The organism is Vibrio sp. 2CM40D (genome assembly GCF_023161825.1).
Lineage (GTDB): Bacteria > Pseudomonadota > Gammaproteobacteria > Enterobacterales > Vibrionaceae > Vibrio > Vibrio alginolyticus.
The window spans coordinates 542,374-565,123 of record NZ_JALNTL010000001.1 but is presented as its reverse complement, the minus strand read 5'-3'; the positions used below and the strand labels follow the sequence as shown (position 1 = coordinate 565,123).

General features: G+C 44.7%; 19 protein-coding genes and 2 tRNA genes. 18 read left to right on the top strand and 3 right to left on the bottom strand.

Going from position 1 to position 22,750, the window contains the following annotated elements:
- Positions 1-17: 17 nt before the first annotated feature.
- Positions 18-1,205: a tyrosine--tRNA ligase gene (gene tyrS, locus MTF70_RS02640; protein ID WP_017820416.1), complete on the top strand. Its 1,188-nt coding sequence runs from the start codon at positions 18-20 to the stop codon at positions 1,203-1,205.
- A gap of 418 nt (positions 1,206-1,623) precedes the next feature.
- Positions 1,624-2,469, top strand: a complete 846-nt coding sequence (locus MTF70_RS02635) for a magnesium transporter (RefSeq protein WP_005380062.1) — start codon at positions 1,624-1,626, stop codon at positions 2,467-2,469.
- On the opposite strand, the gene dacB is transcribed toward MTF70_RS02635, so the two are convergent.
- Together dacB and MTF70_RS02625 are read right to left on the bottom strand one after the other, a co-directional pair.
- A complete protein-coding gene (gene dacB / locus MTF70_RS02630) occupies positions 2,448-3,869 on the bottom strand; it encodes a serine-type D-Ala-D-Ala carboxypeptidase (RefSeq protein WP_017820417.1) in 1,422 nt (473 codons plus the stop codon). The genes MTF70_RS02635 and dacB overlap by 22 nt on opposite strands.
- 186 nt (positions 3,870-4,055) lie before the next feature.
- Positions 4,056-5,078: a porin gene (locus tag MTF70_RS02625; protein WP_005380064.1), complete on the bottom strand. Its 1,023-nt coding sequence runs from the start codon at positions 5,076-5,078 to the stop codon at positions 4,056-4,058.
- 545 nt (positions 5,079-5,623) lie between these two features.
- On the opposite strand from MTF70_RS02625, the gene greA reads away from it, so the two are divergent.
- Positions 5,624-6,097 (top strand): transcription elongation factor GreA, encoded by a 474-nt coding sequence (gene greA / locus MTF70_RS02620; protein WP_054865652.1) that lies wholly within the window; start codon positions 5,624-5,626, stop codon positions 6,095-6,097.
- A gap of 84 nt (positions 6,098-6,181) precedes the next feature.
- Here greA and yhbY read toward each other — a convergent pair whose 3' ends face one another.
- The gene (gene yhbY / locus MTF70_RS02615; RefSeq protein ID WP_005380066.1) at positions 6,182-6,478 is read right to left on the bottom strand and encodes a ribosome assembly RNA-binding protein YhbY; all 297 of its coding nucleotides are present in this window, start codon (positions 6,476-6,478) and stop codon (positions 6,182-6,184) included.
- Between the two features lie 138 nt (positions 6,479-6,616).
- Between yhbY and rlmE the strand changes: the two genes are divergently transcribed.
- The 15 genes from rlmE (at position 6,617) to nlpI (ending at position 22,703) form a co-directional block, all read left to right on the top strand.
- Positions 6,617-7,246, top strand: coding sequence for a 23S rRNA (uridine(2552)-2'-O)-methyltransferase RlmE (gene rlmE, locus MTF70_RS02610; protein WP_005388985.1), 630 nt, complete (start codon positions 6,617-6,619; stop codon positions 7,244-7,246).
- 108 nt (positions 7,247-7,354) lie between these two features.
- Positions 7,355-9,328 carry an ATP-dependent zinc metalloprotease FtsH gene (gene ftsH, locus MTF70_RS02605; RefSeq protein ID WP_017635895.1) on the top strand — a complete coding sequence of 658 codons (1,974 nt, stop codon included), beginning with the start codon at positions 7,355-7,357 and terminating at the stop codon, positions 9,326-9,328.
- 52 nt (positions 9,329-9,380) lie between these two features.
- Positions 9,381-10,211, top strand: coding sequence for a dihydropteroate synthase (gene folP, locus MTF70_RS02600; RefSeq protein ID WP_017820419.1), 831 nt, complete (start codon positions 9,381-9,383; stop codon positions 10,209-10,211).
- Positions 10,212-10,230: 19 nt separating this feature from the next.
- On the top strand, positions 10,231-11,571 hold the full coding sequence (glmM, locus tag MTF70_RS02595) for a phosphoglucosamine mutase (protein ID WP_005388992.1): 1,341 nt from the start codon (positions 10,231-10,233) through the stop codon (positions 11,569-11,571).
- A 220-nt stretch (positions 11,572-11,791) separates the two neighbouring features.
- Positions 11,792-12,130, top strand: a complete 339-nt coding sequence (secG, locus tag MTF70_RS02590) for a preprotein translocase subunit SecG (protein ID WP_005380080.1) — start codon at positions 11,792-11,794, stop codon at positions 12,128-12,130.
- Positions 12,131-12,146: 16 nt separating this feature from the next.
- A tRNA-Leu gene (locus tag MTF70_RS02585) sits at positions 12,147-12,230 on the top strand.
- A gap of 56 nt (positions 12,231-12,286) precedes the next feature.
- Positions 12,287-12,363 (top strand) — tRNA-Met (locus MTF70_RS02580).
- Between the two features lie 225 nt (positions 12,364-12,588).
- Complete coding sequence (rimP, locus tag MTF70_RS02575; RefSeq protein ID WP_005386424.1) at positions 12,589-13,044, top strand: ribosome maturation factor RimP; 456 nt, start codon at positions 12,589-12,591, stop codon at positions 13,042-13,044.
- Positions 13,045-13,080: 36 nt separating this feature from the next.
- On the top strand, positions 13,081-14,568 hold the full coding sequence (gene nusA / locus MTF70_RS02570; protein ID WP_005380084.1) for a transcription termination factor NusA: 1,488 nt from the start codon (positions 13,081-13,083) through the stop codon (positions 14,566-14,568).
- Positions 14,569-14,590: 22 nt separating this feature from the next.
- The gene (gene infB / locus MTF70_RS02565) at positions 14,591-17,302 is read left to right on the top strand and encodes a translation initiation factor IF-2 (protein WP_005380086.1); all 2,712 of its coding nucleotides are present in this window, start codon (positions 14,591-14,593) and stop codon (positions 17,300-17,302) included.
- A 114-nt stretch (positions 17,303-17,416) separates the two neighbouring features.
- A complete protein-coding gene (rbfA, locus tag MTF70_RS02560) occupies positions 17,417-17,812 on the top strand; it encodes a 30S ribosome-binding factor RbfA (protein WP_005380087.1) in 396 nt (131 codons plus the stop codon).
- Entirely contained in the window at positions 17,812-18,765 is a 954-nt protein-coding gene (truB, locus tag MTF70_RS02555; protein WP_025768208.1) for a tRNA pseudouridine(55) synthase TruB, read from the top strand. The genes rbfA and truB overlap by 1 nt, the downstream gene beginning before the upstream one ends.
- Positions 18,766-18,906: 141 nt before the next feature.
- Positions 18,907-19,176 carry a 30S ribosomal protein S15 gene (rpsO, locus tag MTF70_RS02550; RefSeq protein WP_005380094.1) on the top strand — a complete coding sequence of 90 codons (270 nt, stop codon included), beginning with the start codon at positions 18,907-18,909 and terminating at the stop codon, positions 19,174-19,176.
- A gap of 292 nt (positions 19,177-19,468) precedes the next feature.
- Positions 19,469-21,604, top strand: coding sequence for a polyribonucleotide nucleotidyltransferase (pnp, locus tag MTF70_RS02545; protein WP_005380098.1), 2,136 nt, complete (start codon positions 19,469-19,471; stop codon positions 21,602-21,604).
- A gap of 178 nt (positions 21,605-21,782) precedes the next feature.
- The gene (gene nlpI / locus MTF70_RS02540) at positions 21,783-22,703 is read left to right on the top strand and encodes a lipoprotein NlpI (protein ID WP_005380101.1); all 921 of its coding nucleotides are present in this window, start codon (positions 21,783-21,785) and stop codon (positions 22,701-22,703) included.
- Positions 22,704-22,750 lie beyond the last annotated feature (47 nt).

Here is a 22,750-nt window from a genome sequence, read left to right as displayed (position 1 = left end):
TGTGGGAGTGAACAAGAATGGCGAGCATTGAAGCTGCACTAGCCGAGATTAAGCGCGGTGTTGAAGAGCTGATTCCAGAAGAAGAGCTAATCGCAAAACTAAAAGAAGACCGTCCTCTACGTATTAAATTGGGCGCTGATCCAACAGCACCTGACATTCACCTAGGCCATACGGTTATTTTCAATAAGCTTCGCTTGTTCCAAGAACTAGGTCATGAAGTGACGTTCCTAATCGGTGACTTCACTGCAATGGTTGGTGACCCAACAGGTAAAAACACAACTCGTCCACCGCTAAGTCGCGAAGACGTATTGCGTAACGCTGAAACGTACAAAGAGCAAGTGTTCAAAATTCTCGATCCTGCAAAGACTAAAATTCAGTTTAACTCTGAGTGGCTGTCTGAACTGGGCGCAGAAGGTATGATTCGCCTTGCGGCAAACCAAACCGTTGCTCGTATGCTAGAGCGTGACGACTTTAAAAAGCGTTACGCGGGTGGTCAGCCAATTGCTATTCATGAGTTCATGTACCCACTTCTACAAGGCTGGGACTCAGTAGCAATGGAAACGGATGTTGAATTAGGTGGTACAGACCAGAAGTTCAACCTTCTAATGGGTCGTGAGCTGCAAAAGTCTCACGGTCAAAAACCTCAGGTTGTACTGATGATGCCGCTTCTAGTGGGCCTTGATGGCGAGAAGAAGATGTCTAAGTCAGCAAACAACTACATCGGTATCAGCGAAGCGCCAAGCGAAATGTTTGGTAAAATCATGTCTATTTCTGATGACCTAATGTGGAGCTACTACGAGCTGCTCTCTTTCCGTCCTCTGGAAGAGATTGCTCAATTCAAAGCTGATGTAGAAGCGGGCAAAAACCCTCGTGACATCAAAGTATTGCTAGCAAAAGAAATTATTGCTCGTTTCCACAGTGAAGCCGATGCCGATGCAGCAGAGCAAGAATTCGTAAACCGTTTTGCGAAGAACCAAATTCCTGATGAAATGCCAGAGTTTGACTTTGACGCAGGTCGCCCAGTGAGTAATCTGTTGAAAGAAGCAGGCTTATGTCCATCATCGTCAGATGCGATGCGCATGGTTAAGCAGGGCGCTGTGAAGATTGATGGTGAAAAAATTGCGGACAGCAAATTTGCTCCAGAAGCGGGTACTTACGTGTTCCAAGTAGGTAAACGTAAATTTGCTCGTATTACTATTCAGTAATCCATAATGACTGCAAATGAAAGCGTCCGAAGGGCGCTTTTTTTGTATGAAAATTTAGCAAAAACGGCAAAGTAAAACTTCCATACCTGATGAACTTTGCTACTATACTTGCGCTGCCAATAATGGCAGCGCTATCGGAGATTTACATGAACAATACCGACCATCCTCCCAGTCGTTGGGTGAGTAAGATTAAGGGAGCGAAATAACCCGCTTCGGTATTGGCGATCTCCGCCTTACCTAAGTGGTGAGGCATCTTTTCTAATTTTTTTCTCGTTATTTCCTTCATACATTCTGAATAGACAGTGCATTCGCATTGGTTTTCTCTGTGCATCTTATTTGTTGTCTGACTTTTAGCGTGCAAGAGTGGCTTTTCATGCTTTGTCGATGGTCGTTACCAATGCCAATCGGGAGATTAGCCATGACGGTAATGAACAACACTTTTATTGAAACAACACCAAACTTTTCTGAAGTAGAAATTGGTGCAGCTCGCAATGCATTCTTGCAGTACGAGCAAGAGCAACAAGTCCATTTGCTTACGGTTATGCCGATTGATGAGGCTGTAGGTATTTTACAGCATTGCTCTGTCGGCTATGTGAATAGTCTTATTGCTCAACTTGAGCAAGCAGGCCATGACAAACGCGCACGTCATTATGCTCACCAATTAGGTCTGCATATGTCTGAAGTTGATACACCTGATGGTTATTTATCGACTAGTGTTTTGGGGCACGTGAAGCAGCGTATTGGGTGGATCATTGCACTGGCTCTTTTAGGGATAGTGTCAGGCTTGATCATTGCTCAGTATGAGGACACCCTTAGTCAGCTTGTTTTACTTGCAGTGTACATGCCAGTGATTGCAGCTGCTGGTGGTAACACAGGAACACAAGCAGCAACTTTAGTGATTCGTGCTCTTGCTACTGGAGAGTTAAAAAAACGCCAATGGTTAGAAGTTTTGTGGAAAGAGAGCCGAGTCGCTCTATTTATTGCGCTAGCGATCGCTATCGTGATGATTGGACGCATTATGTTATTTAGTGCAGGACAATCAACAGGAGGCTTTGAACTGACCGATATCGCACTGGCAATAGCAGTTGCGCTGTTCATTCAAGTCACCATTTCTACAACATTGGGCGGGCTGTTGCCAATTATTGCACGAGCTTGCAAGTTGGACCCAGCCGTATTGGTGAGTCCAGTTCTTGCGTCTATCGTCGATATTTCAGGAATGTGGATTTACTTTAACGTGGTGAACTATTTCTTAGGTATTGCCTGACTAAAGTTCACAATGTCATTGTAAAAAAGCTGCTCAAAATGTGTAATCGGGGCGATGACAGGTGTGTTGTCGTCCCGTTTTTCTGGGAAGTAGTCTGAAACAAACTGAACAAAAATGGTGTTAGGTTGACCATTTTTATCCAAGCCATATCCAGCCATATTGTAAGTCCCGTAGATAGAGCCACTTTTCGCTATCAGCTGTCCTTTAATTGGAAGTTTTCGCATACTTTGTCGGTACTTTAATGTGCCGGATTCACCTGATTTCGGCATGATGGCAATCAATTTGAGTTCGTTTTCATGCTTCCAAATATAGCGCAGCATTTCAGCCATCTTGGTCGCGGAGATCCGGTTATTTCGCGAAAGTCCTGAGCCGTCTTCTAGGCGCGCATTACGAATATCAATACCAGTGTTGGCGAAAATGATCTGCTTGATCGCTTCTGTACCGTTAGTAAAACTGCCTGGCTGAACGAAAAATTTAGCACCAAGTGTTTTGGTTAATGTGTCGGCAATCAAGTTGTCAGAGTTTTTGAGCATATCTTCAAGAATGTCTGGTAAGGCCTTTGATTGATGCATTGCGATGAGCTTTCGCTGCTTTTCTGGCGCCGTACCGACCCTAATCTTTCCTGATACCCCAATGTTGAGCTCCTTGAGCAAAGTCGCCAACCTTTGACTGGTGTAACGCTCAGGGTCTTGAACCGCAAATTTCAGTGGCAATGGTTTGTCTCTTTCAACCAAGCACCCTGTTAGCTTGTAGTTGTTATCGGGATTTGCAACTAAACCTAAGTCACAATGACGACTTTTCTTAATGGTTTTAGAAACTGTTTCTACGGTACTTGTGACACGAATAGGTTGATGCTCTGGTACGTAGACCCGCGTTCCACCATCTTTTTGTGTATAGATAGAGGCTTGTACACAGTTGTTATTGAGTGTGATGGTCGATGCCGGAGCGCTGTAGCAAACTCCCAAGATATCCCATGGCCAGCCCACCGCACGGTTATAACCAGTGAATGCGCTGTTATCGAGCCATAGGTCACCGTTAATCCGTTTTAAGCCATTTTTCTTAGCTAGAGTGAGGAGTGATTTTAAGTCGTTGGTTTGGAGTGTTGGGTCGCCGACAAAGTAAATCACTGCATCTGAGTTCGACGTTTCCAGCTTGGTTCGAAACCGGAAATTATCACCCAGTTCTAGCTTTGCGGCTAATGCGGTGACGATTTTTAATGTACTCGCTGGTGGGAACAGTTGTTCGGTAGGATGAACACCGTCAAGCTCAGCATTTTCACTGAGTTTTTCCGCAACTAAACTGATGCGGGCGCCTTCAGGCAGCACTTCTTGATGAGGGTACGCTTGTGAAAAAGCAGAAAGTAATGAAGAGAATATGAGCAAGGGCCAACGTAAACGCATAATGATACTTTCTAAGGTGAGTTATGTGATTGAGTATACGCAAGTCCTTTCAATATGCTAGGTAACTAAAGAAATGCTTCAAATGTCTTCATGAATGAGACACGAGAGAAAGGCGCGCTGCTTAAAATTAAGTATAAAAAATGCCCGCTTAAAGCGGGCATTCGATATTCTAGTCAAAGACCGGAATTAGAAGTCGTAACGTAGACCTAGAGCTAGCTCGTCTTCAGCATCGATCTTAGTTGCAACTGTTTTGCTCGTGTCAGTTGAACCAAACTTGTCACCTGCATCAATCAGGTTGAAGTTGTAAGAAATGTAACCACGGAAGTTAGGCTTGAAGTAGTAAGAAGCATCAACAGCGAAGTTGTTTGCAGAAGTTTCGTTGTTAGTTTCTGCATTGTTGTATGATGTTGTAAATACTGTTTGGCCTAGAGTGTAAGCACCCGCTAGCTCGTAACCAGTGTAATCAACTGTGTTACTGTTGTTTGAATCTTCCATTTTCTCGCCGTCAGTGAATACACCAGCGAAGTAAAGATCAGACATTGTGTAAGATGCAGCTAGCATGTACTCGTTAGCTTTGTCTTGATCTGCGTAACCAGCACCTAGCTCAAGACCAGTGTCAGCTAGAGCGTAGATTGCAGATAGAGAGTAACCGTCTTGTTTGTTGTCGTAGTACTCACCAGTGTTTTTGTTTTCCATACGATCAGCGAAGCGGTAGCTTGCTTTTACGCTTAGGTTTTCAAACTGGCCTTTGTAAGCCATCATGTTGTCTGTACGGTCTGATACAGCTAGTTTGTCTGCTGCAGAGTTACCGTGGTAAGCCATGATATCTGTGAAGTCAGTGATAACGCCTAGTGCACCTTCAGTTTTACCGTATGCGAACTCACCGTAAGCACCGCCAAGACCAGCGTAAGCAAGACGAGTTTCTAGATCGCTCTTGTCGTCGCCGTCTACAGTACCGTTTTGAGCAGTCTCAAATTCACCTTCCCAGAAACCAACACCGTATAGGTTGTCATTGATTTCTTGTTTACCAAGGAAGTTTAGACGGATGCGAGATTTGTCTTGAGCGTCGCCATCTTTCATAGATAGACGTGCTTCAGCACGGCCGCCCATTTCTAGAGAAGTACCGTCTTGGTTGTAAAGTTCAGCTGCGTTTACGCCAGTTGCCATAGCTGCTGCAGATACAGAAAGAGCAATTAGAGTCTTTTTCATCTTATTTGTCCTAGTTAGCTGTCCATAATCATTGTTGTATGGGGGAGAGGTGATCTCTCACAAGTTGTTGGTCCAAAATTGGCTAATTGAGCGATATAGTTCGCACTTGTAAGCCATTGATCTAACAACTCGCTGGACATGTTTTACTGCTAAAGTTTCCGTATGAGTTAGTAAAATGATATAAATCCCACTGATGAACACTGTTCAATTGTGCGTTGTTTTTATTTAAATTACTGTTTTTGATTGAAATTATTGGCAATGACATTGGCCTGACATTGATTAGTTTTTATCTTTTTTGAGGTTTTTGGTGTAATGAACAGTGTTGTTTTTCAATAAATTGAGAAGGTGATTCGCCCTAGAACCGCTCTAAAAGTGAGTTATATCATTATGCCGAAAAGGCATAGTCTTGCTGTCTTTCGAATTAAGATGATTTCGTCCGGGAGTTTGTTTACACTAAACGAAATACATCTTTAAGCGCACTACCCAGTCCTATGACAGGGTGGGCTTTTTTTGTCCAAAGACCCATTTGGGCTTGAGGTTATAAAATGGAAAAAGTTCCAATGACACTACGTGGCGAGCAAAAGCTACGTACAGAACTCGATCGTCTACTTAAACTACGTCCTCAGATCTCAGAGGCAATTGCTGAAGCTCGTGAGCTAGGTGATTTAAAAGAGAATGCTGAATATCACGCCGCTCGTGAAGAGCAGGGCATTTGTGAAGCACAAATCCGTGACATTGAATACAAACTGTCAGTTGCTCAAGTTATTGATGTAACGAAGATGGAGAACACGGGTAAAGTTATTTTTGGTTCAACCGTAACCTTGATTGATATCGACACCGAAGAAGAAAAAACGTACCAAATCGTTGGTGATGACGAAGCCGATATCAAAGCAGGTCGCATTTCAGTGAGCTCACCTATTGCTCGTGGCCTGATTGGTAAGATGGAAGGCGATGAAGTTGCTATTCAAACTCCAGGTGGCGCGAAAGACTTCGAAATTGACCGAGTAGAATATATCTAAGTCGTTTGGAGTAGCATTACTACTCTGATAAAACGCAAAAAGGTCGCCTCAGGCGACCTTTTTTCTTCAGCAACGTAAGTAGAGTTACTTACGAGGGATTTCGATTTTACGCTCTTCAGACTGGCGATATAGCACAAGCACTTTACCAATAGTCTGAACTTTTTCAGCGCCCGTCTCACGTACGATAGCGTCGATGATTAGCTGTTTTGTTTCACGATCTTCCGAAGCAACTTTTACTTTGATAAGTTCGTGATGGTTAAGAGCGATTTCAATTTCTGCTAGCACGGCTTCTGTAAGTCCATTTGCGCCCATTAGCACAACAGGTTTTAAACTGTGAGCTAGGCCTTTAAGGTGCTGCTTTTGTTTGGTGCTTAGGTTCATTACGCGGCCAATTTTCTTTAAAATAAGGGTTGAAAAAAGCTATTTTAACGCCATCTATTGCTGAAGACTATAATTTATTGAGTAATAGGTAGCGCCTATTAAAACAATAGCTCCAATTTGTGCCTTGTTGGGATTAAAATGAGTAAACAAAAACATTCGGCTAGTTCTGGTCGTTGGTTGAAAGAACACTTTGATGATAAATACGCGAATGAAGCCCGAAAAAAAGGCTACCGCTCACGTGCTTATTTCAAGATCGATGAGATTCAAACGAAAGATAAATTGTTAAAGCCTGGAATGACAGTCGTCGACTTGGGGGCTGCGCCGGGCGGATGGTCTCAATATGCTGCTAAGATAGTAGGGGACAGTGGTCAGATCATCGCGTGTGACTTGCTTCCTATGGACCCGATTGCTGGCGTTAGCTTTTTACAAGGCGACTTTCGTGATGATGCGGTATTGGAAGCTTTGCTAGAAAGGATCCAACCTTCCATGGTAGACGTAGTAATGTCTGATATGGCGCCTAACATCGCGGGAAACAATTCTGTTGATCAACCTCGCGCTATGTATTTAGTTGAATTAGCTTTAGATATGTGTCGACAAGTTCTAGCGCCTAATGGTAGCTTTGTCGTAAAGGTTTTCCAAGGGGAAGGCTTCGATCAGTATGTGAAAGAAGTCCGAGACATGTTTAAAGCCGTAAAAATTAGAAAACCAGACTCATCGCGAGCTCGCTCTCGAGAGGTCTTCGTCGTAGCCACTGGTTACAAAGGTTAACCATTTTGCTCTCTTGAGAGCGTGTTAACACTATAGCTACAGTTAATGAACTGTAGTACCCTACCTTTAATTACAATTAGTTATCGAGAGGCTTACACCTTGAGTGACATGGCAAAAAATTTAATTCTGTGGCTTGTTATCGCCGTCGTATTGATGTCGGTATTCCAGAGCTTTGGCCCTGGAGAAAGCAATGGCAGAACCGTGGATTACACCACGTTTGTACAGGAAGTTGGCCAAGGCCAGATTCAAGAAGCAACTTTTAAAGACGGTGAAATTAGCTTTGTTCGTCGTGGCGGCGGTGCCAAAATGGTCACTTACATGCCAGTGTATGACCAAAAGCTTCTAGATGACCTAATTAACCAAAACGTGAAAGTACAAGGCACGCCTCCAGAAGAGCAAAGCTTGCTGGGTACTATCTTCATCTCTTGGTTCCCAATGATCTTACTAATTGGTGTATGGATTTTCTTCATGCGTCAAATGCAAGGCGGCGGTGGTAAAGGCGCCATGTCTTTTGGTAAGAGCAAAGCTCGAATGATGAGCGAAGAACAAATCAAGACAACTTTTGCTGACGTTGCAGGTTGTGACGAAGCAAAAGAAGACGTGAAAGAGCTGGTGGACTACCTACGCGATCCAAGCCGCTTCCAAAAGCTGGGCGGTAAGATTCCAACGGGTGTTCTAATGGTTGGTCCTCCTGGTACGGGTAAAACGCTTCTAGCGAAAGCCATTGCCGGTGAGGCGAAAGTACCATTCTTTACTATCTCTGGTTCTGATTTCGTAGAAATGTTCGTTGGTGTTGGTGCATCTCGTGTGCGTGACATGTTTGAACAAGCAAAGAAAGCTGCACCTTGTATCATCTTTATCGATGAGATCGATGCGGTAGGTCGTCAACGTGGCGCAGGTGTTGGTGGTGGTCATGATGAACGTGAACAAACACTAAACCAAATGCTCGTTGAGATGGATGGTTTCGAAGGTAACGAAGGTATTATCGTTATAGCTGCGACTAACCGTCCGGATGTGCTGGACCCTGCGTTACTGCGTCCTGGTCGTTTTGACCGCCAAGTAGTAGTTGGTCTTCCAGATGTACGTGGCCGTGAACAGATCCTAAAAGTTCACATGCGTAAGGTCCCTCTAGCGGGTGATGTAGAGCCTTCTCTCATCGCACGTGGTACACCAGGCTTCTCTGGTGCTGACCTAGCAAACTTAGTTAACGAAGCAGCCTTGTTTGCTGCGCGAGGTAACAAGCGCAACGTTTCTATGGTTGAGTTTGAACTGGCGAAAGACAAAATCATGATGGGTGCTGAGCGCCGTTCAATGGTGATGTCTGAGGAAGTGAAAGAGTCAACCGCATACCACGAAGCGGGTCACGCGATTGTTGGTCGCTTGGTTCCTGAACACGATCCAGTGTACAAAGTGTCTATCATTCCACGTGGTCGTGCGTTGGGTGTAACAATGTACCTTCCAGAGCAGGACCGCGTGAGTATGTCTCGCCAACACCTAGAATCAATGATTTCTAGCTTGTACGGTGGTCGTTTAGCAGAAGAACTTATCTACGGTGCTGACAAAGTATCAACCGGTGCTTCTAATGATATCGAGCGCGCAACAGATATTGCTCGTAAGATGGTTACTCAATGGGGTTTCTCTGAAAAGCTTGGCCCTCTGCTGTATGCAGAAGATGAAGGCGAAGTGTTCTTAGGACGTAGTGTAACTCAGACTAAACATGTGTCTGACGATACAGCGAAGTTGATTGATGACGAAGTTCGTCAGATCATTGACCGCAACTACGATCGTGCGAAGAAGATTCTTCAAGAGAACATGGATATCATGCATGCGATGAAAGATGCGCTGATGAAGTATGAAACCATTGATGCTCGCCAGATTGATGACTTAATGGAGCGCAAAGCTGAAATTCGTGAGCCTGCGGGCTGGAGTGATAACTCAGCAAGCAAACCAGAAGACAGCGACAAGCCTCAAGCAAAGCAAGAAGTTAAAGAAGAAGCAACGGAGACTGCGAAAGATGCAGAACAGCCTAGCTCTTCTGAAACAACTTCTAACGAAGCGCCTGAAAAGAAAGACTCTGAATAAAGAGTATCGATAATATTAAACCCCGAGTTATCTCGGGGTTTTTGTGTTTATGATGATGATTACAGCAAATAACAAATCTTTGGACCTTTCGCGTCCACATGTCATGGCCATTCTAAATGTGACACCGGATTCCTTTTCGGATGGCGGTAAATACAACTCAATTGAACTTGCTCTTGCTCAAGTTGATAAAATGATAAAGGCTGGTGTAAGTATTGTTGATGTTGGTGGTGAATCAACAAGACCTGGTGCACCGGATGTGTCTTTGGAAGAAGAGCTTAGGCGTGTTGTCCCAGTAATCAAAGCCATTCGTGAAAAATATGATGTATGGATTTCCGTTGACACCAGTAAAGCAGAAGTGATGCGTCAAGCAATTGATGCTGGGGCTGATTTGATCAATGACATCCGCTCGCTGCAAGAGCCAGGTGCTCTGGAAGTCGCAGCAGAAGCAAACCTTCCAATTTGTCTGATGCATATGAAAGGTCAGCCTAGGACCATGCAAGTTGACCCTCATTATGATGATTTAATGGGGGACGTGTCGGCTTTTCTAGAAGAACGTATCGCGGCGTGTGAAGCAGCAGGGATTGATAAATCTCAACTGATTCTCGATCCTGGGTTTGGCTTTGGCAAAACAATCGAGCACAATTATCATATGCTTGCTCATCTTGAAAAGTTTCATGAATTCGGCCTGCCTATTTTGGCTGGCATGTCTCGTAAATCCATGATCTTCAAACTGTTAGACAAGCCAGCGGCAGAGTGTACGAACGCAAGTGTCGTTTGTGCTACGATTGCCGCGATGAAAGGCGCGCAGATCATTCGCGTGCATGACTTTGAAGAGACAATCGAAGCGATGAAAGTTGTTGAGATGACGAAAAACAATATTTAAAAATAATAAAGGAAAGTTTATGTCGAATGAAAGACGTTACTTTGGTACTGACGGTGTGCGCGGTAAAGTAGGACAATACCCAATCACTCCAGACTTCGTACTTAAGCTTGGCTGGGCTGCTGGTCGTGTACTAGCGAAACAAGGCACAAAGAAAGTTATCATAGGTAAAGATACACGTATTTCAGGTTATATGCTTGAATCTGCACTAGAGGCTGGCCTTGCAGCTGCGGGACTTAAAGCAACATTTACTGGTCCCATGCCAACTCCAGCTGTGGCATATTTAACTCAGACTTTCCGTGCCGAGGCTGGTATTGTGATTTCTGCATCACATAACCCATATTACGACAACGGCATTAAATTCTTTTCTTCTGAGGGTACTAAGCTACCTGACGATATCGAATTGGCGATCGAAGCTGAGTTAGATAAAGAAATTGAATGTGTGGAGTCTGCTGAGCTTGGTAAAGCAACCCGCCTAAATGATGCAGCTGGTCGTTACATCGAATTCTGTAAGAGTACTTTCCCATCTGAGTTGAGCCTTGCGAACTTTAAGATCGTAGTAGACTGTGCGCACGGTGCAACGTACCACATCGCTCCAAATGTTTTCAAAGAACTTGGGGCAGAAGTTATCGCTATGGGCGTAGAGCCTAACGGCATCAACATTAATGAAAAAGTGGGCGCAACAGACGTACGAGCTCTTCAACAGCGTGTTGTTGAAGAGCAAGCGCATCTTGGTCTCGCATTTGATGGTGATGGTGACCGCATCATTATGGTCGACCACCTAGGTAACAAAGTTGATGGTGACCAAATTGCTTATATCATCGCTCGTGATGCACTTCGTCGTGGTGAGCTAAAGGGTGGTGTTGTTGGTACACTAATGACTAACTTGGGTATGGAAAATGGTTTAAAGCAGCTAGGCATTCCGTTTGTACGTGCTGCTGTTGGTGACCGTTATGTCATGGAGCAACTGCTAGAAAAAGGTTGGAAAATTGGTGCTGAAAACTCAGGCCATGTGATCTTATTAGATAAAGTCACAACCGGCGATGCGATTGTTGCTGCACTTCAAGTACTTGCTTCTGTAATTGGCAGCGATATGTCTTTATATGAACTATCGCAAGGAATGACATTATATCCTCAGGTTTTAGAAAATGTCCGTTTCTCAGGAGAAAGTAACCCTCTTGAAGCTACAGCTGTATTAAACGCTGTCGCTGAAGTAGAGGCGACACTTGGTGATAAAGGGCGTGTACTGCTGCGTAAGTCTGGCACTGAGCCTTTGATCCGCGTTATGGTGGAAGGCGAAGATGGTGAACTAGTTCAACACTCAGCATTGAAAATCGCTGAGGCTGTTAAAGCAAGTTGTTAATCATTGCGTTAAAGCATGTCTTGAATGAAAAGGGCATCTTTTGCCCTTTTTTTGAGCGCTTAACGCATTGGCATTGATTTTTTACTAATTTTCCCTTGTCAGCGTTACTGGCTTTCGCTAGTATTGCTCCGCCTCCCGTTAGGAGGTCGCTAGCCTTGTTCATAATGATTTATTCTTTTGAACGGCGCTGGCTCAACAATTTGGAACATAGGTGGAAAAAATGTTTTCAGTTCTACTTGTGATTTACCTGTTGGCAGCGCTTGGTGTGATTGGCCTTGTGTTGATTCAACAAGGTAAAGGCGCAGATATGGGAGCCTCGTTCGGTGCTGGTGCTTCAAACACAGTGTTTGGTGCTGGCGGCTCAGGTAATTTCTTAACCCGAACAACTGCTATTTTAGCAACCGTATTCTTTATCGTTAGCTTGTTACTTGGTCGTATGTCTACGCACCAGACTGAATCACAATGGGTAGACCCAACGTTAGGTCAACCAGTTGTTGAACAAGTTAAGGATGCAGCGAGTGAAGTTCCTGCCCCAGCGGGTGATGAAATTCCTCAATAAGCTGTAAGGTTTTGATGCCGAGATGGTGAAATTGGTAGACACGCTAGCATGAGGTGCTAGTGCCTTAGGTGTGAGGGTTCGAGTCCCTCTCTCGGCACCATGTATTTACAAACTTGTAAATCACTTGTTTGCGAGTATAATGCTCAGCAAGTCGGACGCGGGGTGGAGCAGCTTGGTAGCTCGTCGGGCTCATAACCCGAAGGTCGTCGGTTCAAATCCGGCCCCCGCAACCAATCTCTTTCTTTAAAAGGAAATCGTAGATTGGCAAGTTTGCGTAGTGCTAACCACACTACGAGTTAAGAAAAGCAATTGTTGGCTATTCTTAACGTATCAGGGTCCAGCAGCATAAAACCCCGACTATCGGGGTTTTTTGTTATCTGAGCTTTTTGAAATAGCTCAGATACTGCTTGGTTTTTTGATTGGGCTCTGAGCCCTTTTTTTGTTTCTGGAGTGGTTAAATGACTGGTTTAGAAAGACAACTTACTGAAATGCTTGACGCGCCAGTAGCGGCATCAGGTTATGAGTTAGTTGGATTAGAATTCATTCGTGCAGGCGCGCACTCAACGTTACGTATCTACATTGACCATGAAAATGGTATTAACGTAGACGACTGTGCAGAAGTTAGCCACCAAGTTAGTGCAGTTTTAGACGTTGAAGATCCAATTTCTGTTGCTTACAGCCTAGAAGTGTCTTCTCCAGGTTTAGAAAGACCACTTTTTAAAGCAGCACATTACGAGCAATTTATTGGTCACGAGGTCAGCATCGTATTGAAAATGGCTGTAGCAAACCGTCGTAAGTGGAAAGGTATTATCCACGGTGTTGATGGCGAAACAGTGACAATTACTGTAGACGGTCAGCAAGAAGAGTTTGCTCTAAGTAACATTTCCAAAGCTAACCTGATCCCTAAATTTTAGTTCCCTAAAAAAGTTTAAGCTTAGAGGCTAAATACAATGAGTAAAGAAATTTTAGCGGTAGCAGAAGCGGTATCGAACGAAAAAGCGGTACCTCGTGAGCGTATCTTTGAGGCTCTTGAGATTGCTCTAGCAACTTCTACAAAGAAAAAATACGAAATCGAAATCGACGTACGTGTTGCCATTGACCGTAAAACCGGTGAATTTGTAACTTACCGCCGTTGGTTAGTTGTTGATGACGTTGAGAACCCTACAAAAGAGATCTCACTAGAAGCAGCGCAATACGAAGATGATTCAATCGAGCTTGGCGACTACGTAGAAGACGAAATCGAATCAGTAACGTTTGACCGTATTACGACTCAAACTGCTAAGCAAGTTATCGTACAAAAAGTTCGTGAAGCTGAGCGCGCACAAATCGTTGAACAGTTCATCGACAATGAAGGTGATCTAATCACTGGTGTCGTGAAAAAAGTAAACCGTGACACAATCGTGCTTGATCTTGGTAATAACGCTGAAGCGGTAATCCTGCGTGATGACCAACTTCCTCGTGAAAACTTCCGTCCAGGCGACCGCGTACGTGGCCTTCTTTACAAAGTCGCGCCTGAAGCACGTGGTTTCCAATTGTTCATCACTCGTTCTAAGCCAGAAATGTTGGCAGAACTGTTCCGTGTTGAAGTGCCTGAAATCGCAGAAGATATTATCGAGTTGAAAGGCGCAGCACGTGATCCTGGTTCTCGCGCTAAGATCGCTGTCAAAACAAATGACAAACGTATCGACCCTGTAGGTGCGTGTGTTGGTATGCGTGGTGCACGTGTACAAGCTGTTTCTGGCGAACTTGGTGGTGAGCGTATCGATATCGTTCTTTGGGATGATAACCCAGCTCAATTCGTTATCAACGCAATGGCGCCAGCTGATGTTGCTTCTATCATCGTTGATGAGGATGCACACTCAATGGACATCGCAGTTGAAGCTGACAACCTAGCGCAAGCTATTGGTCGTAACGGTCAAAACGTGCGTCTAGCATCTCAACTAACAGGTTGGGAACTGAATGTTATGACAGTTGCTGATCTTCAGAAGAAACACGCTGAAGAATCACAAGCATCTATTGAAAACTTCATGAAGTACCTAGATATTGAAGAAGACTTCGCTCAACTTCTTGTTGAAGAAGGTTTCTCAACGCTAGAAGAAATCGCATACGTGCCAGTTAACGAGCTACTAGAAATCGATGGTTTGAATGAAGAACTAATCGAAGAGCTTCGTGGACGTGCAAAAGATGCACTAACGACGATCGCACTAGCACAAGAAGAGTCTTTTGAAGGTCTAGAACCAGCTGAGGACCTACTTGCACTTGAAGGTCTTGAGCGTGAGATGGCATTTAAATTGGCAGCGAAAGGTGTAGCGACACTGGAAGATCTTGCTGACCAAGGTATTGACGACTTAGAAGGTATCGAAGGCCTGACCGAAGAACGTGCAGGTGAGCTAATTATGGCCGCACGTAACATCTGTTGGTTCGGCGAAGAAGCATAATTTTCGGCAAGGAGGAAGCGGCATGACACAATTAACAGTTAAAGCACTGAGTGATGAGATTGGTACGCCAGTCGACCGCTTGATTGAACAACTTGCTGACGCTGGCATTAAAAAGGCGAGCTCTGACAATGTTACTGATGAAGAGAAGCAGAAGCTTCTCTCTCATTTAAAGAAAGAACACGGTGATAAATCAGGTGATTCAGAGCCGACTCGCCTTACGCTTCAGCGTAAAACTCGTAGTACACTTAGTGTGAACGCGGGTGGTGGTAAGAGTAAGAATGTTCAGGTTGAGGTGCGCAAAAAACGTACATACGTGAAGCGCAGCACAATTGAAGATGAAGCGAAACGTGAAGCTGAAGAAGCAGCACAACGTGAAGCAGAAGAAGCAGCAAAACGTGCAGCAGAAGAAGCTGCAAAACGTGAAGCTGAAGAAGCTGCAAAACGTGAAGCTGAAGAAGCTGCAAAACGTGAAGCGGAAGAAAAAGCGAAACGTGAAGCTGAAGAAAAAGCGAAGCGAGACGTAGATACGAATGCACAACGTAATGCTGAAGAAAAAGCAAAGCGTGATGCTGAAGAGAAAATTAAGCAAGAAGCAGCGCGAAAAGAGGCCGACGAGCTTAAACGTCGTCAGGAAGAAGAAGCTAAGCGTAAGGCTGAAGAGGAAAGTCAGCGCAAGCTTGAAGAAGCTCGCGAATTGGCTGAAAAGAATAAAGAGCGTTGGTCTGCTGCAGAAGAGAAAAAGGGTGATATGGAAGATACAGATTACCATGTAACGACTTCACAATACGCACGTGAAGCCGAAGATGAAGCAGATCGCAAAGTAGAAGGCGGTCGTCGTAAGAAGAAAAAAGCAGCTTCGGGTAAAGACGACCAAGCTCGCGGTGGCCGTAACAACCAACGTGGCGGTAGAGGTCGTAAGGGCAAACTTGCTAAGCCGACTTCAATGCAGCACGGGTTTGATAAGTCAGCAACGGTTGCTAAGCAAGACGTTGTAATTGGCGAAACGATCGTTCTATCAGAACTCGCTAACAAGATGTCGGTTAAAGCGACAGAAGTTATCAAAGTAATGATGAAGATGGGCGCTATGGCGACTATCAACCAAGTGATCGACCAAGAAACAGCACAACTTGTTGCTGAAGAAATGGGCCATAAAGTAGTTCTTCGTAAAGAGAACGAACTGGAAGAAGCGGTACTATCTGACCGTGACACTAACGCGGAAGCAGTTCCACGTGCTCCAGTTGTTACTATCATGGGTCACGTTGACCACGGTAAAACGTCAACACTTGACTACATCCGTCGCACACACGTTGCTTCTGGCGAAGCGGGTGGTATTACTCAGCACATTGGTGCGTACCACGTTGAAACAGACAACGGCATGATCACGTTCCTTGATACTCCTGGACACGCAGCGTTTACTGCAATGCGTGCTCGTGGTGCTCAAGCAACAGATATCGTTGTTCTTGTAGTTGCAGCAGACGATGGCGTAATGCCACAAACAGTAGAAGCGATTCAGCACGCGAAAGCGGCAGGCGTTCCTCTAATTGTTGCTGTGAACAAGATCGATAAAGAAGACGCGAACCCAGATAACGTTAAGAACGAGCTTGCTCAATACGACGTTATTCCTGAAGAGTGGGGCGGTGAGAACATGTTCGTTCACATCTCTGCTAAACAGGGTACAAACATCGATGGTCTTCTAGAAGCAATCCTTCTTCAGTCTGAAGTTCTTGAACTTACAGCTGTAGCTGAGGGCATGGCATCTGGTGTTGTTGTTGAATCTCGCCTAGATAAAGGTCGTGGTCCAGTTGCAACAGTACTTGTTCAATCAGGTACACTAAACAAAGGCGACATCGTTCTTTGTGGTCAAGAATACGGCCGTGTTCGTGCAATGCGTGATGAGCTAGGTAAAGAAATTACTTCGGCTGGCCCATCTATCCCTGTAGAGATCCTAGGTCTTTCAGGTGTACCATCTTCAGGTGATGAAGCAACAGTAGTTCGTGACGAGCGTAAAGCGCGTGAAGTAGCTAACTACCGTGCTGGTAAGTTCCGTGAAGTGAAACTTGCTCGTCAGCAGAAATCTAAACTAGAGAACATGTTCTCTAACATGACTGCTGGTGAAGTTGCTGAACTTAACGTTGTACTTAAAGCAGACGTTCAAGGTTCTGTAGAAGCAATCGCTGACTCACTAGTTAAGCTATCTACTGACGAAGTTAAAGTGAACATCGTTGGTTCTGGTGTAGGTGGTATTACGGAAACTGACGTAGTACTAGCGGAAGCTTCAAACGCAATCATCCTTGGCTTTAACGTTCGTGCAGATGCTTCTGCTCGCCGTGCTGTTGAAGCCGCAGCTGTTGACTTACGTTACTACTCAATCATTTACCAATTGATTGATGAAGTGAAACAAGCAATGGGCGGTATGCTTGCTCCAGAATTCAAGCAAGAGATCATTGGTCTTGCTGAAGTTCGTGACGTGTTTAAGTCACCGAAACTGGGCGCTATCGCTGGTTGTATGGTTACAGAAGGTGTGATCAAGCGTAACAACCCAATCCGTGTACTACGTGATAACGTTGTTATTTACGAAGGTGAACTAGAGTCACTACGTCGTTTCAAAGACGACGTTCAAGAAGTTAAGAATGGCTACGAATGTGGTATCGGCGTTAAGAACTACAATGATGTTCGCGTTGGTGACCAAATCGAAGTCTTCGAAATCGTTGAAATTAAACGTACTCTAGACTAATTGACTAAAATTACTAATATTGTCTTTGAAAGATAAGTAGTAATTGGTTGTTGAATACACCATGGGGGGCTGGCTTTGACCAACCCCCCATTCTTTCTATATAAGAGTAAAGATATGTCAAAAGAATTTAGCCGCACGCAGCGCGTTGCACAGCAGCTGCAAAAAGAACTAGCGATGATCCTTCAACGTGAAGTTCGTGACTCTCGCCTTGGCATGGTGACGATCTCAGACGTAGAAGTCTCTCGTGACCTAGCTTACGCAAAAGTATTTGTGACCTTCCTGTGTGTGGGTGAGCAAACACCTGAATCATGTCTAGCAGCGCTACGTGAGCACGAAGTGCACATTCGCATGATGTTAGGTAAGCGTATTCGTCTACGTTTAACGCCAGAAATCCGCTTCCACTATGACAATACGCTTGTTGAAGGTATGCGTATGTCTAACCTAGTGTCTGAAGTCGTTAGTTCAGACAAACAAAAGCAAAAAGATTCTGGTCGTGAGGACGAAGAATAATGGCTCGTCGTCGTAAAGGTCGTCCAATTAATGGCGTTATACTGTTGGACAAACCAACAGGTATCTCTTCCAATGATGCACTGCAAAAAGTAAAGCGAATCTACTTTGCCGAGAAAGCAGGCCACACTGGAGCCTTGGACCCATTAGCGACAGGCATGCTGCCAATTTGCTTGGGTGAAGCGACAAAATTTTCTCAGTTTCTTCTTGATTCTGATAAACGCTACCGCGTGATCGCAAAGCTGGGTGAACGTACTAATACGTCTGACTCGGATGGTGAAGTTGTAGAGACGCGTCCAGTCGATGTTACGTTAGACAAACTAAAAGCGTGCATCGATCAGTTCCGTGGCGAATCTGATCAAGTACCTTCCATGTTTTCAGCGTTGAAATATCAAGGGAAACCCTTGTATGAATACGCTCGTAAAGGCATCGAAGTTCCGCGCGAATCTCGTAAGATCACGGTATATGAGATTGTTCTTCACCGTTTTGAAGGCGATGAAGTAGAGATGGAAGTGCACTGCTCTAAAGGTACCTATATTCGTACTATCGTTGATGATCTGGGCGAAATGTTAGGTTGTGGTGCGCACGTAACTATGCTTCGTCGTACTGGTGTTGCTAAATACCCTTACGAGAATATGGTAACACTTGAGCAACTAAATGAGTTGCTAGAGCAAGCTCACCGCGAGGAACGAGCGCCTCGAGAACTACTGGACCCGCTACTTTTGCCAATGGATACAGCGGTAGAAGACTTACCAGAAGTCAACTTGGTGCCTGAACTGGCGGATATGGTCCAACATGGGCAGCCCGTTCAAGTATTTGGTGCTCCGACAGAGGGCTCACTTCGCCTTACTATGGGTGAAGAACGCTTATTTATTGGCGTTGGCGAAATGAACGAAGATGGCAAAATCGCTCCTAAGCGATTGGTCGTGTTCCGAGATGACGTTGCATCCAAGTAAATGATTGAAAATACCGACCTGAGTGTCGGTATTTTTATATTGCACGAGATAGGAAATTTCCCTATAATCCGCGCTTCGCGTAGCGGCTGAATCAGAGATTGGCTGCTACAACTTTAAACCTACTCTTATTAGGAGAGAATTATGTCTCTGAATGCAGAAACTAAAGCAGCAATCGTTGCAGAATACGCACAAGGCGAAGGCGACACTGGTTCACCAGAAGTTCAAGTAGCTCTACTTACAGCTTCTATCAACCACCTACAAGGTCACTTCAAAGCGCACAAAGGCGATCACCACAGCCGTCGTGGTCTTCTACGCATGGTTTCTCGTCGTCGTAAGCTTCTAGATTACCTAAAAGGTAAAAACCTAGCTCGCTACCAAGACCTAATCAAACGTCTAGGCCTACGTCGCTAATCAGCGACTGCATAGCAGTTTGTCTAAAAAGGGGCTTTATGCCCCTTTTTTGTTGCCTAAATTTAGCCAAATTAGACTTATGCCGTTATAATACTGGCGGCTAAACCTTGTAAGAGGTTTTCTCAAAAGCTCATAGCATTACAGTCAACCACGTCGACCAAAAGGTCGCGACTATTCAAAAGGAACTTCCGAGTTTCTTTTTACTAGTCGCGATTCGTAATGCCTTGAGTGTCAATTAACACATCTAAGATTTCTTTAAGCACTAAAGGAAGATTAGAAACAAGGAATAACAATGTTCGAAAAACCAGTTGTTAAAACGTTCCAGTACGGTAACCACACAGTTACTTTAGAAACTGGCGTTATTGCACGTCAAGCTACAGCAGCAGTTATGGTCACAATGGATGATACGTCTGTATTCGTATCTGTTGTAGGTAAAAAAGAAGCCGTTGCAGGTCAAGACTTCTTCCCACTAACGGTTAACTACCAAGAGCGTACTTACGCTGCGGGTAAAATCCCAGGCGGCTTCTTCAAACGTGAAGGTCGTCCTTCTGAAGGCGAAACGCTAACAGCTCGTCTAATCGACCGTCCAATCCGTCCGCTATTTCCAGACGCGTTTAAAAACGAAGTTCAGGTTATCGCGACAGTAATGTCTGTAAACCCAGATGTTCAGCCAGATATCGTTACAATGATCGGTACTTCTGCTGCTCTTGCTATCTCTGGCATTCCATTCAACGGCCCTATCGGTGCGGCGCGTGTTGGTCATATCGATGGTCAGCTTGTACTTAACCCTAGCCAAACTGAACTAGAAACTTCTAAGCTTGACCTTGTTGTTGCAGGTACAGAGTCAGCAGTACTGATGGTTGAGTCAGAAGCGGACAACCTAACTGAAGAAGAAATGCTAGCGGCGGTTGTTTATGGTCATGACCAACAACAAGTTGCTATTCAAGCTATCAACGAATTCAAAGCAGAAGTTGCAACTCCTGCTTGGGATTGGGTTGCTCCTGAAGAGAACACAGCGCTTAAAAATAAGATTGCTGATCTAGCAGAAGCTAAACTTGTTGAAGCTTACCAAATTACTGAGAAAATGGCTCGTTACGACCGCATCCATGAGATCGCTGCGGAAGTAAATGAAGTTCTTCTTGCTGAAGATCCTGAAGCAGACACAAAAGAAATCCACACTATCTTCCATGATCTAGAGAAGACAGTAGTACGTAGCCGTATTATTGCTGGTAACCCTCGTATCGATGGCCGTGAAAAAGACATGGTTCGTGCACTAGATGTACGTACTGGTGTTCTTCCTCGTACTCACGGTAGCGCGCTATTCACTCGTGGTGAAACTCAGGCGATCGTTACTGCAACGCTAGGTACTCAGCGTGATGCTCAAATCATCGATGAGCTAACTGGTGAGCGTAAAGATCACTTCCTACTGCACTACAACTTCCCTCCATACTGTGTAGGTGAAACTGGTTTTGTAGGTTCTCCTAAGCGTCGTGAAATCGGCCACGGTAAACTGGCGAAGCGTGGTATTGCTGCAGTAATGCCTTCTGTTGATGAGTTCCCATACACAGTACGTGTTGTATCGGAAATCACTGAATCTAACGGTTCATCTTCAATGGCTTCAGTATGTGGTACTTCTCTTGCGCTTATGGACGCAGGTGTACCAATCAAAGCATCTGTTGCTGGTATTGCAATGGGTCTTGTTAAAGAAGGTGACGATTTCGTTGTACTTTCTGACATCCTTGGCGATGAAGACCACCTAGGTGACATGGACTTTAAAGTAGCAGGTACTAACACTGGTATCACTGCACTTCAAATGGACATCAAGATCGAAGGCATCACTAAAGAAATCATGCAAATTGCGCTTAACCAAGCTCAAGGCGCACGTAAGCACATCCTATCTGTAATGGATGAAGCAATCTCTGGTGCTCGTGAAGACATCTCTGAATTTGCTCCGCGTATTCACACGATGAAGATCAGCGCAGAGAAGATCAAAGACGTTATCGGTAAAGGTGGTGCAGTTATCCGTGCTTTAACTGAAGAGACTGGTACAACTATCGAAATCGAAGACGACGGTACTATCAAGATTGCGGCAACTGAAGGCACTGCTGCGAAAGAAGCTATCCGCCGTATCGAAGAGATCACTGCTGAAGTTGAAGTGGGCCGTATCTACACAGGTAAAGTTGCACGTCTAGCGGACTTCGGTGCATTCGTAACGGTTCTTCCAGGCAAAGATGGTCTTGTACACATCTCTCAAATCGCCGAAAAACGTGTTGAGAAAGTGTCTGACTACCTAGCTGAAGGTCAAGAAGTTCAAGTTAAAGTTCTTGAAATCGACCGCCAAGGCCGTGTACGTCTAAGCATGAAAGAAGCGGTAGAAAAGCCAGCTGAAGAAGCTGCTGCTGAAGCACCGGCTGCTAAAGACGAGTAAGACAAAATGAGACTTTCAGCCTTTTATTAGATTAAGGGCCTGAAAGCATGTTATAAAAGGGGAGCATTTTCGCTCCCCTTTTTTGGTTTGTTTCGATGTATTAACCTCAAACGAGGTTATCGCCTATATTGCATTAAGAGAAACAAATCTTGAGCGGTCCAAACAGGAGTATCAATTAGTGAAATGGTTTCAAACCGCAATTTTATGTGTTGCTATCGCGCTGACCGGTTGTGCAAATACTTCTCAACAATCAGCACAAAAGTGGTTATATCCACCGATGGCGGTGCCACTTCAGCCTAGTGTTCAACAAGAAGTACAAATCGCGCGTCTATCGCAGTTGCTACAACGTCCCGACCTTAGTGATGAAGTGCGCGCTAAAATGCATTATGAGCGCGGTAGCTACTACGACAGCGTTGGTTTGCGTGATCTTGCCCGTTTGGACTTTAACCAGTCTTTGCAGTTGAATCCTGCTCAGCCGGACATCTTCAATCTTTTGGGAGTATACTTTACCCAAGTAGGAGAGTTTGATGCGGCATATGAAGCGTTTGACTCGACCATAGAGTTGGCTCCTGATAATACCTATGCTGAGCGCAACCGTGCGATTGCACTGTATTATGGTGGCCGAATCGATCTCGCTTTAGAAGATATGACCAAGCATTATCAAGAAATGCCAACGGATCCTTTTCGTTCATTATGGCTGTACATCATCGAAGCTGAGCAAAATCCAGAGCAAGCAAAAGCCAATCTTCAACAGCGTTATTTACGAGATCGTAGTGAAGAGTGGGGATGGGTTCTTGTTGCCATCATGCTACGAGACGTCTCGGACGAAGACGCGCTTAAAGCAATTATGGATGGAACGAGAGAGAACTATCGCCTAGCTGAACGATTGACGGAAACGTATTTCTACCTTGGAAAGCGTAATCAGCTTGAAGGTGATATCGCAAGTGCCATCTCACTTTATAAGCTCGCGATTTCGTTCAACGTTTACGATTATGTTGAGCATCGCTATTCTTTCTTGGAGCTGGCGCAAATTTACGATCAATTACAGCAAGATAGATTGGCCAAGTTAAAGGCTGCCAAGAAGCTGGAAATTGAATGATTTAGAGCCGCTCGATGAGAGCGGCTTTTTTTATGATTGAACTTGAT

Excerpts from the sequence above, each read along its gene's own strand:
- MTF70_RS02635 (WP_005380062.1), top strand. The coding sequence starts at position 1,624 with ATGACGGTAATGAACAACACTTTTATTGAAACAACACCAAACTTTTCT.
- truB (WP_025768208.1), top strand. The coding sequence starts at position 17,812 with ATGGCTCGTCGTCGTAAAGGTCGTCCAATTAATGGCGTTATACTGTTG.
- pnp (WP_005380098.1), top strand. The coding sequence starts at position 19,469 with ATGTTCGAAAAACCAGTTGTTAAAACGTTCCAGTACGGTAACCACACA.
- MTF70_RS02625 (WP_005380064.1), bottom strand. The coding sequence starts at position 5,078 with ATGAAAAAGACTCTAATTGCTCTTTCTGTATCTGCAGCAGCTATGGCA.
- rimP (WP_005386424.1), top strand. The coding sequence starts at position 12,589 with ATGACTGGTTTAGAAAGACAACTTACTGAAATGCTTGACGCGCCAGTA.
- infB (WP_005380086.1), top strand. The coding sequence starts at position 14,591 with ATGACACAATTAACAGTTAAAGCACTGAGTGATGAGATTGGTACGCCA.
- greA (WP_054865652.1), top strand. The coding sequence starts at position 5,624 with ATGGAAAAAGTTCCAATGACACTACGTGGCGAGCAAAAGCTACGTACA.
- secG (WP_005380080.1), top strand. The coding sequence starts at position 11,792 with ATGTTTTCAGTTCTACTTGTGATTTACCTGTTGGCAGCGCTTGGTGTG.
- glmM (WP_005388992.1), top strand. The coding sequence starts at position 10,231 with ATGTCGAATGAAAGACGTTACTTTGGTACTGACGGTGTGCGCGGTAAA.
- dacB (WP_017820417.1), bottom strand. The coding sequence starts at position 3,869 with ATGCGTTTACGTTGGCCCTTGCTCATATTCTCTTCATTACTTTCTGCT.
- folP (WP_017820419.1), top strand. The coding sequence starts at position 9,381 with ATGATGATTACAGCAAATAACAAATCTTTGGACCTTTCGCGTCCACAT.
- yhbY (WP_005380066.1), bottom strand. The coding sequence starts at position 6,478 with ATGAACCTAAGCACCAAACAAAAGCAGCACCTTAAAGGCCTAGCTCAC.
- rbfA (WP_005380087.1), top strand. The coding sequence starts at position 17,417 with ATGTCAAAAGAATTTAGCCGCACGCAGCGCGTTGCACAGCAGCTGCAA.
- nusA (WP_005380084.1), top strand. The coding sequence starts at position 13,081 with ATGAGTAAAGAAATTTTAGCGGTAGCAGAAGCGGTATCGAACGAAAAA.
- tyrS (WP_017820416.1), top strand. The coding sequence starts at position 18 with ATGGCGAGCATTGAAGCTGCACTAGCCGAGATTAAGCGCGGTGTTGAA.
- rlmE (WP_005388985.1), top strand. The coding sequence starts at position 6,617 with ATGAGTAAACAAAAACATTCGGCTAGTTCTGGTCGTTGGTTGAAAGAA.
- rpsO (WP_005380094.1), top strand. The coding sequence starts at position 18,907 with ATGTCTCTGAATGCAGAAACTAAAGCAGCAATCGTTGCAGAATACGCA.
- ftsH (WP_017635895.1), top strand. The coding sequence starts at position 7,355 with ATGGCAAAAAATTTAATTCTGTGGCTTGTTATCGCCGTCGTATTGATG.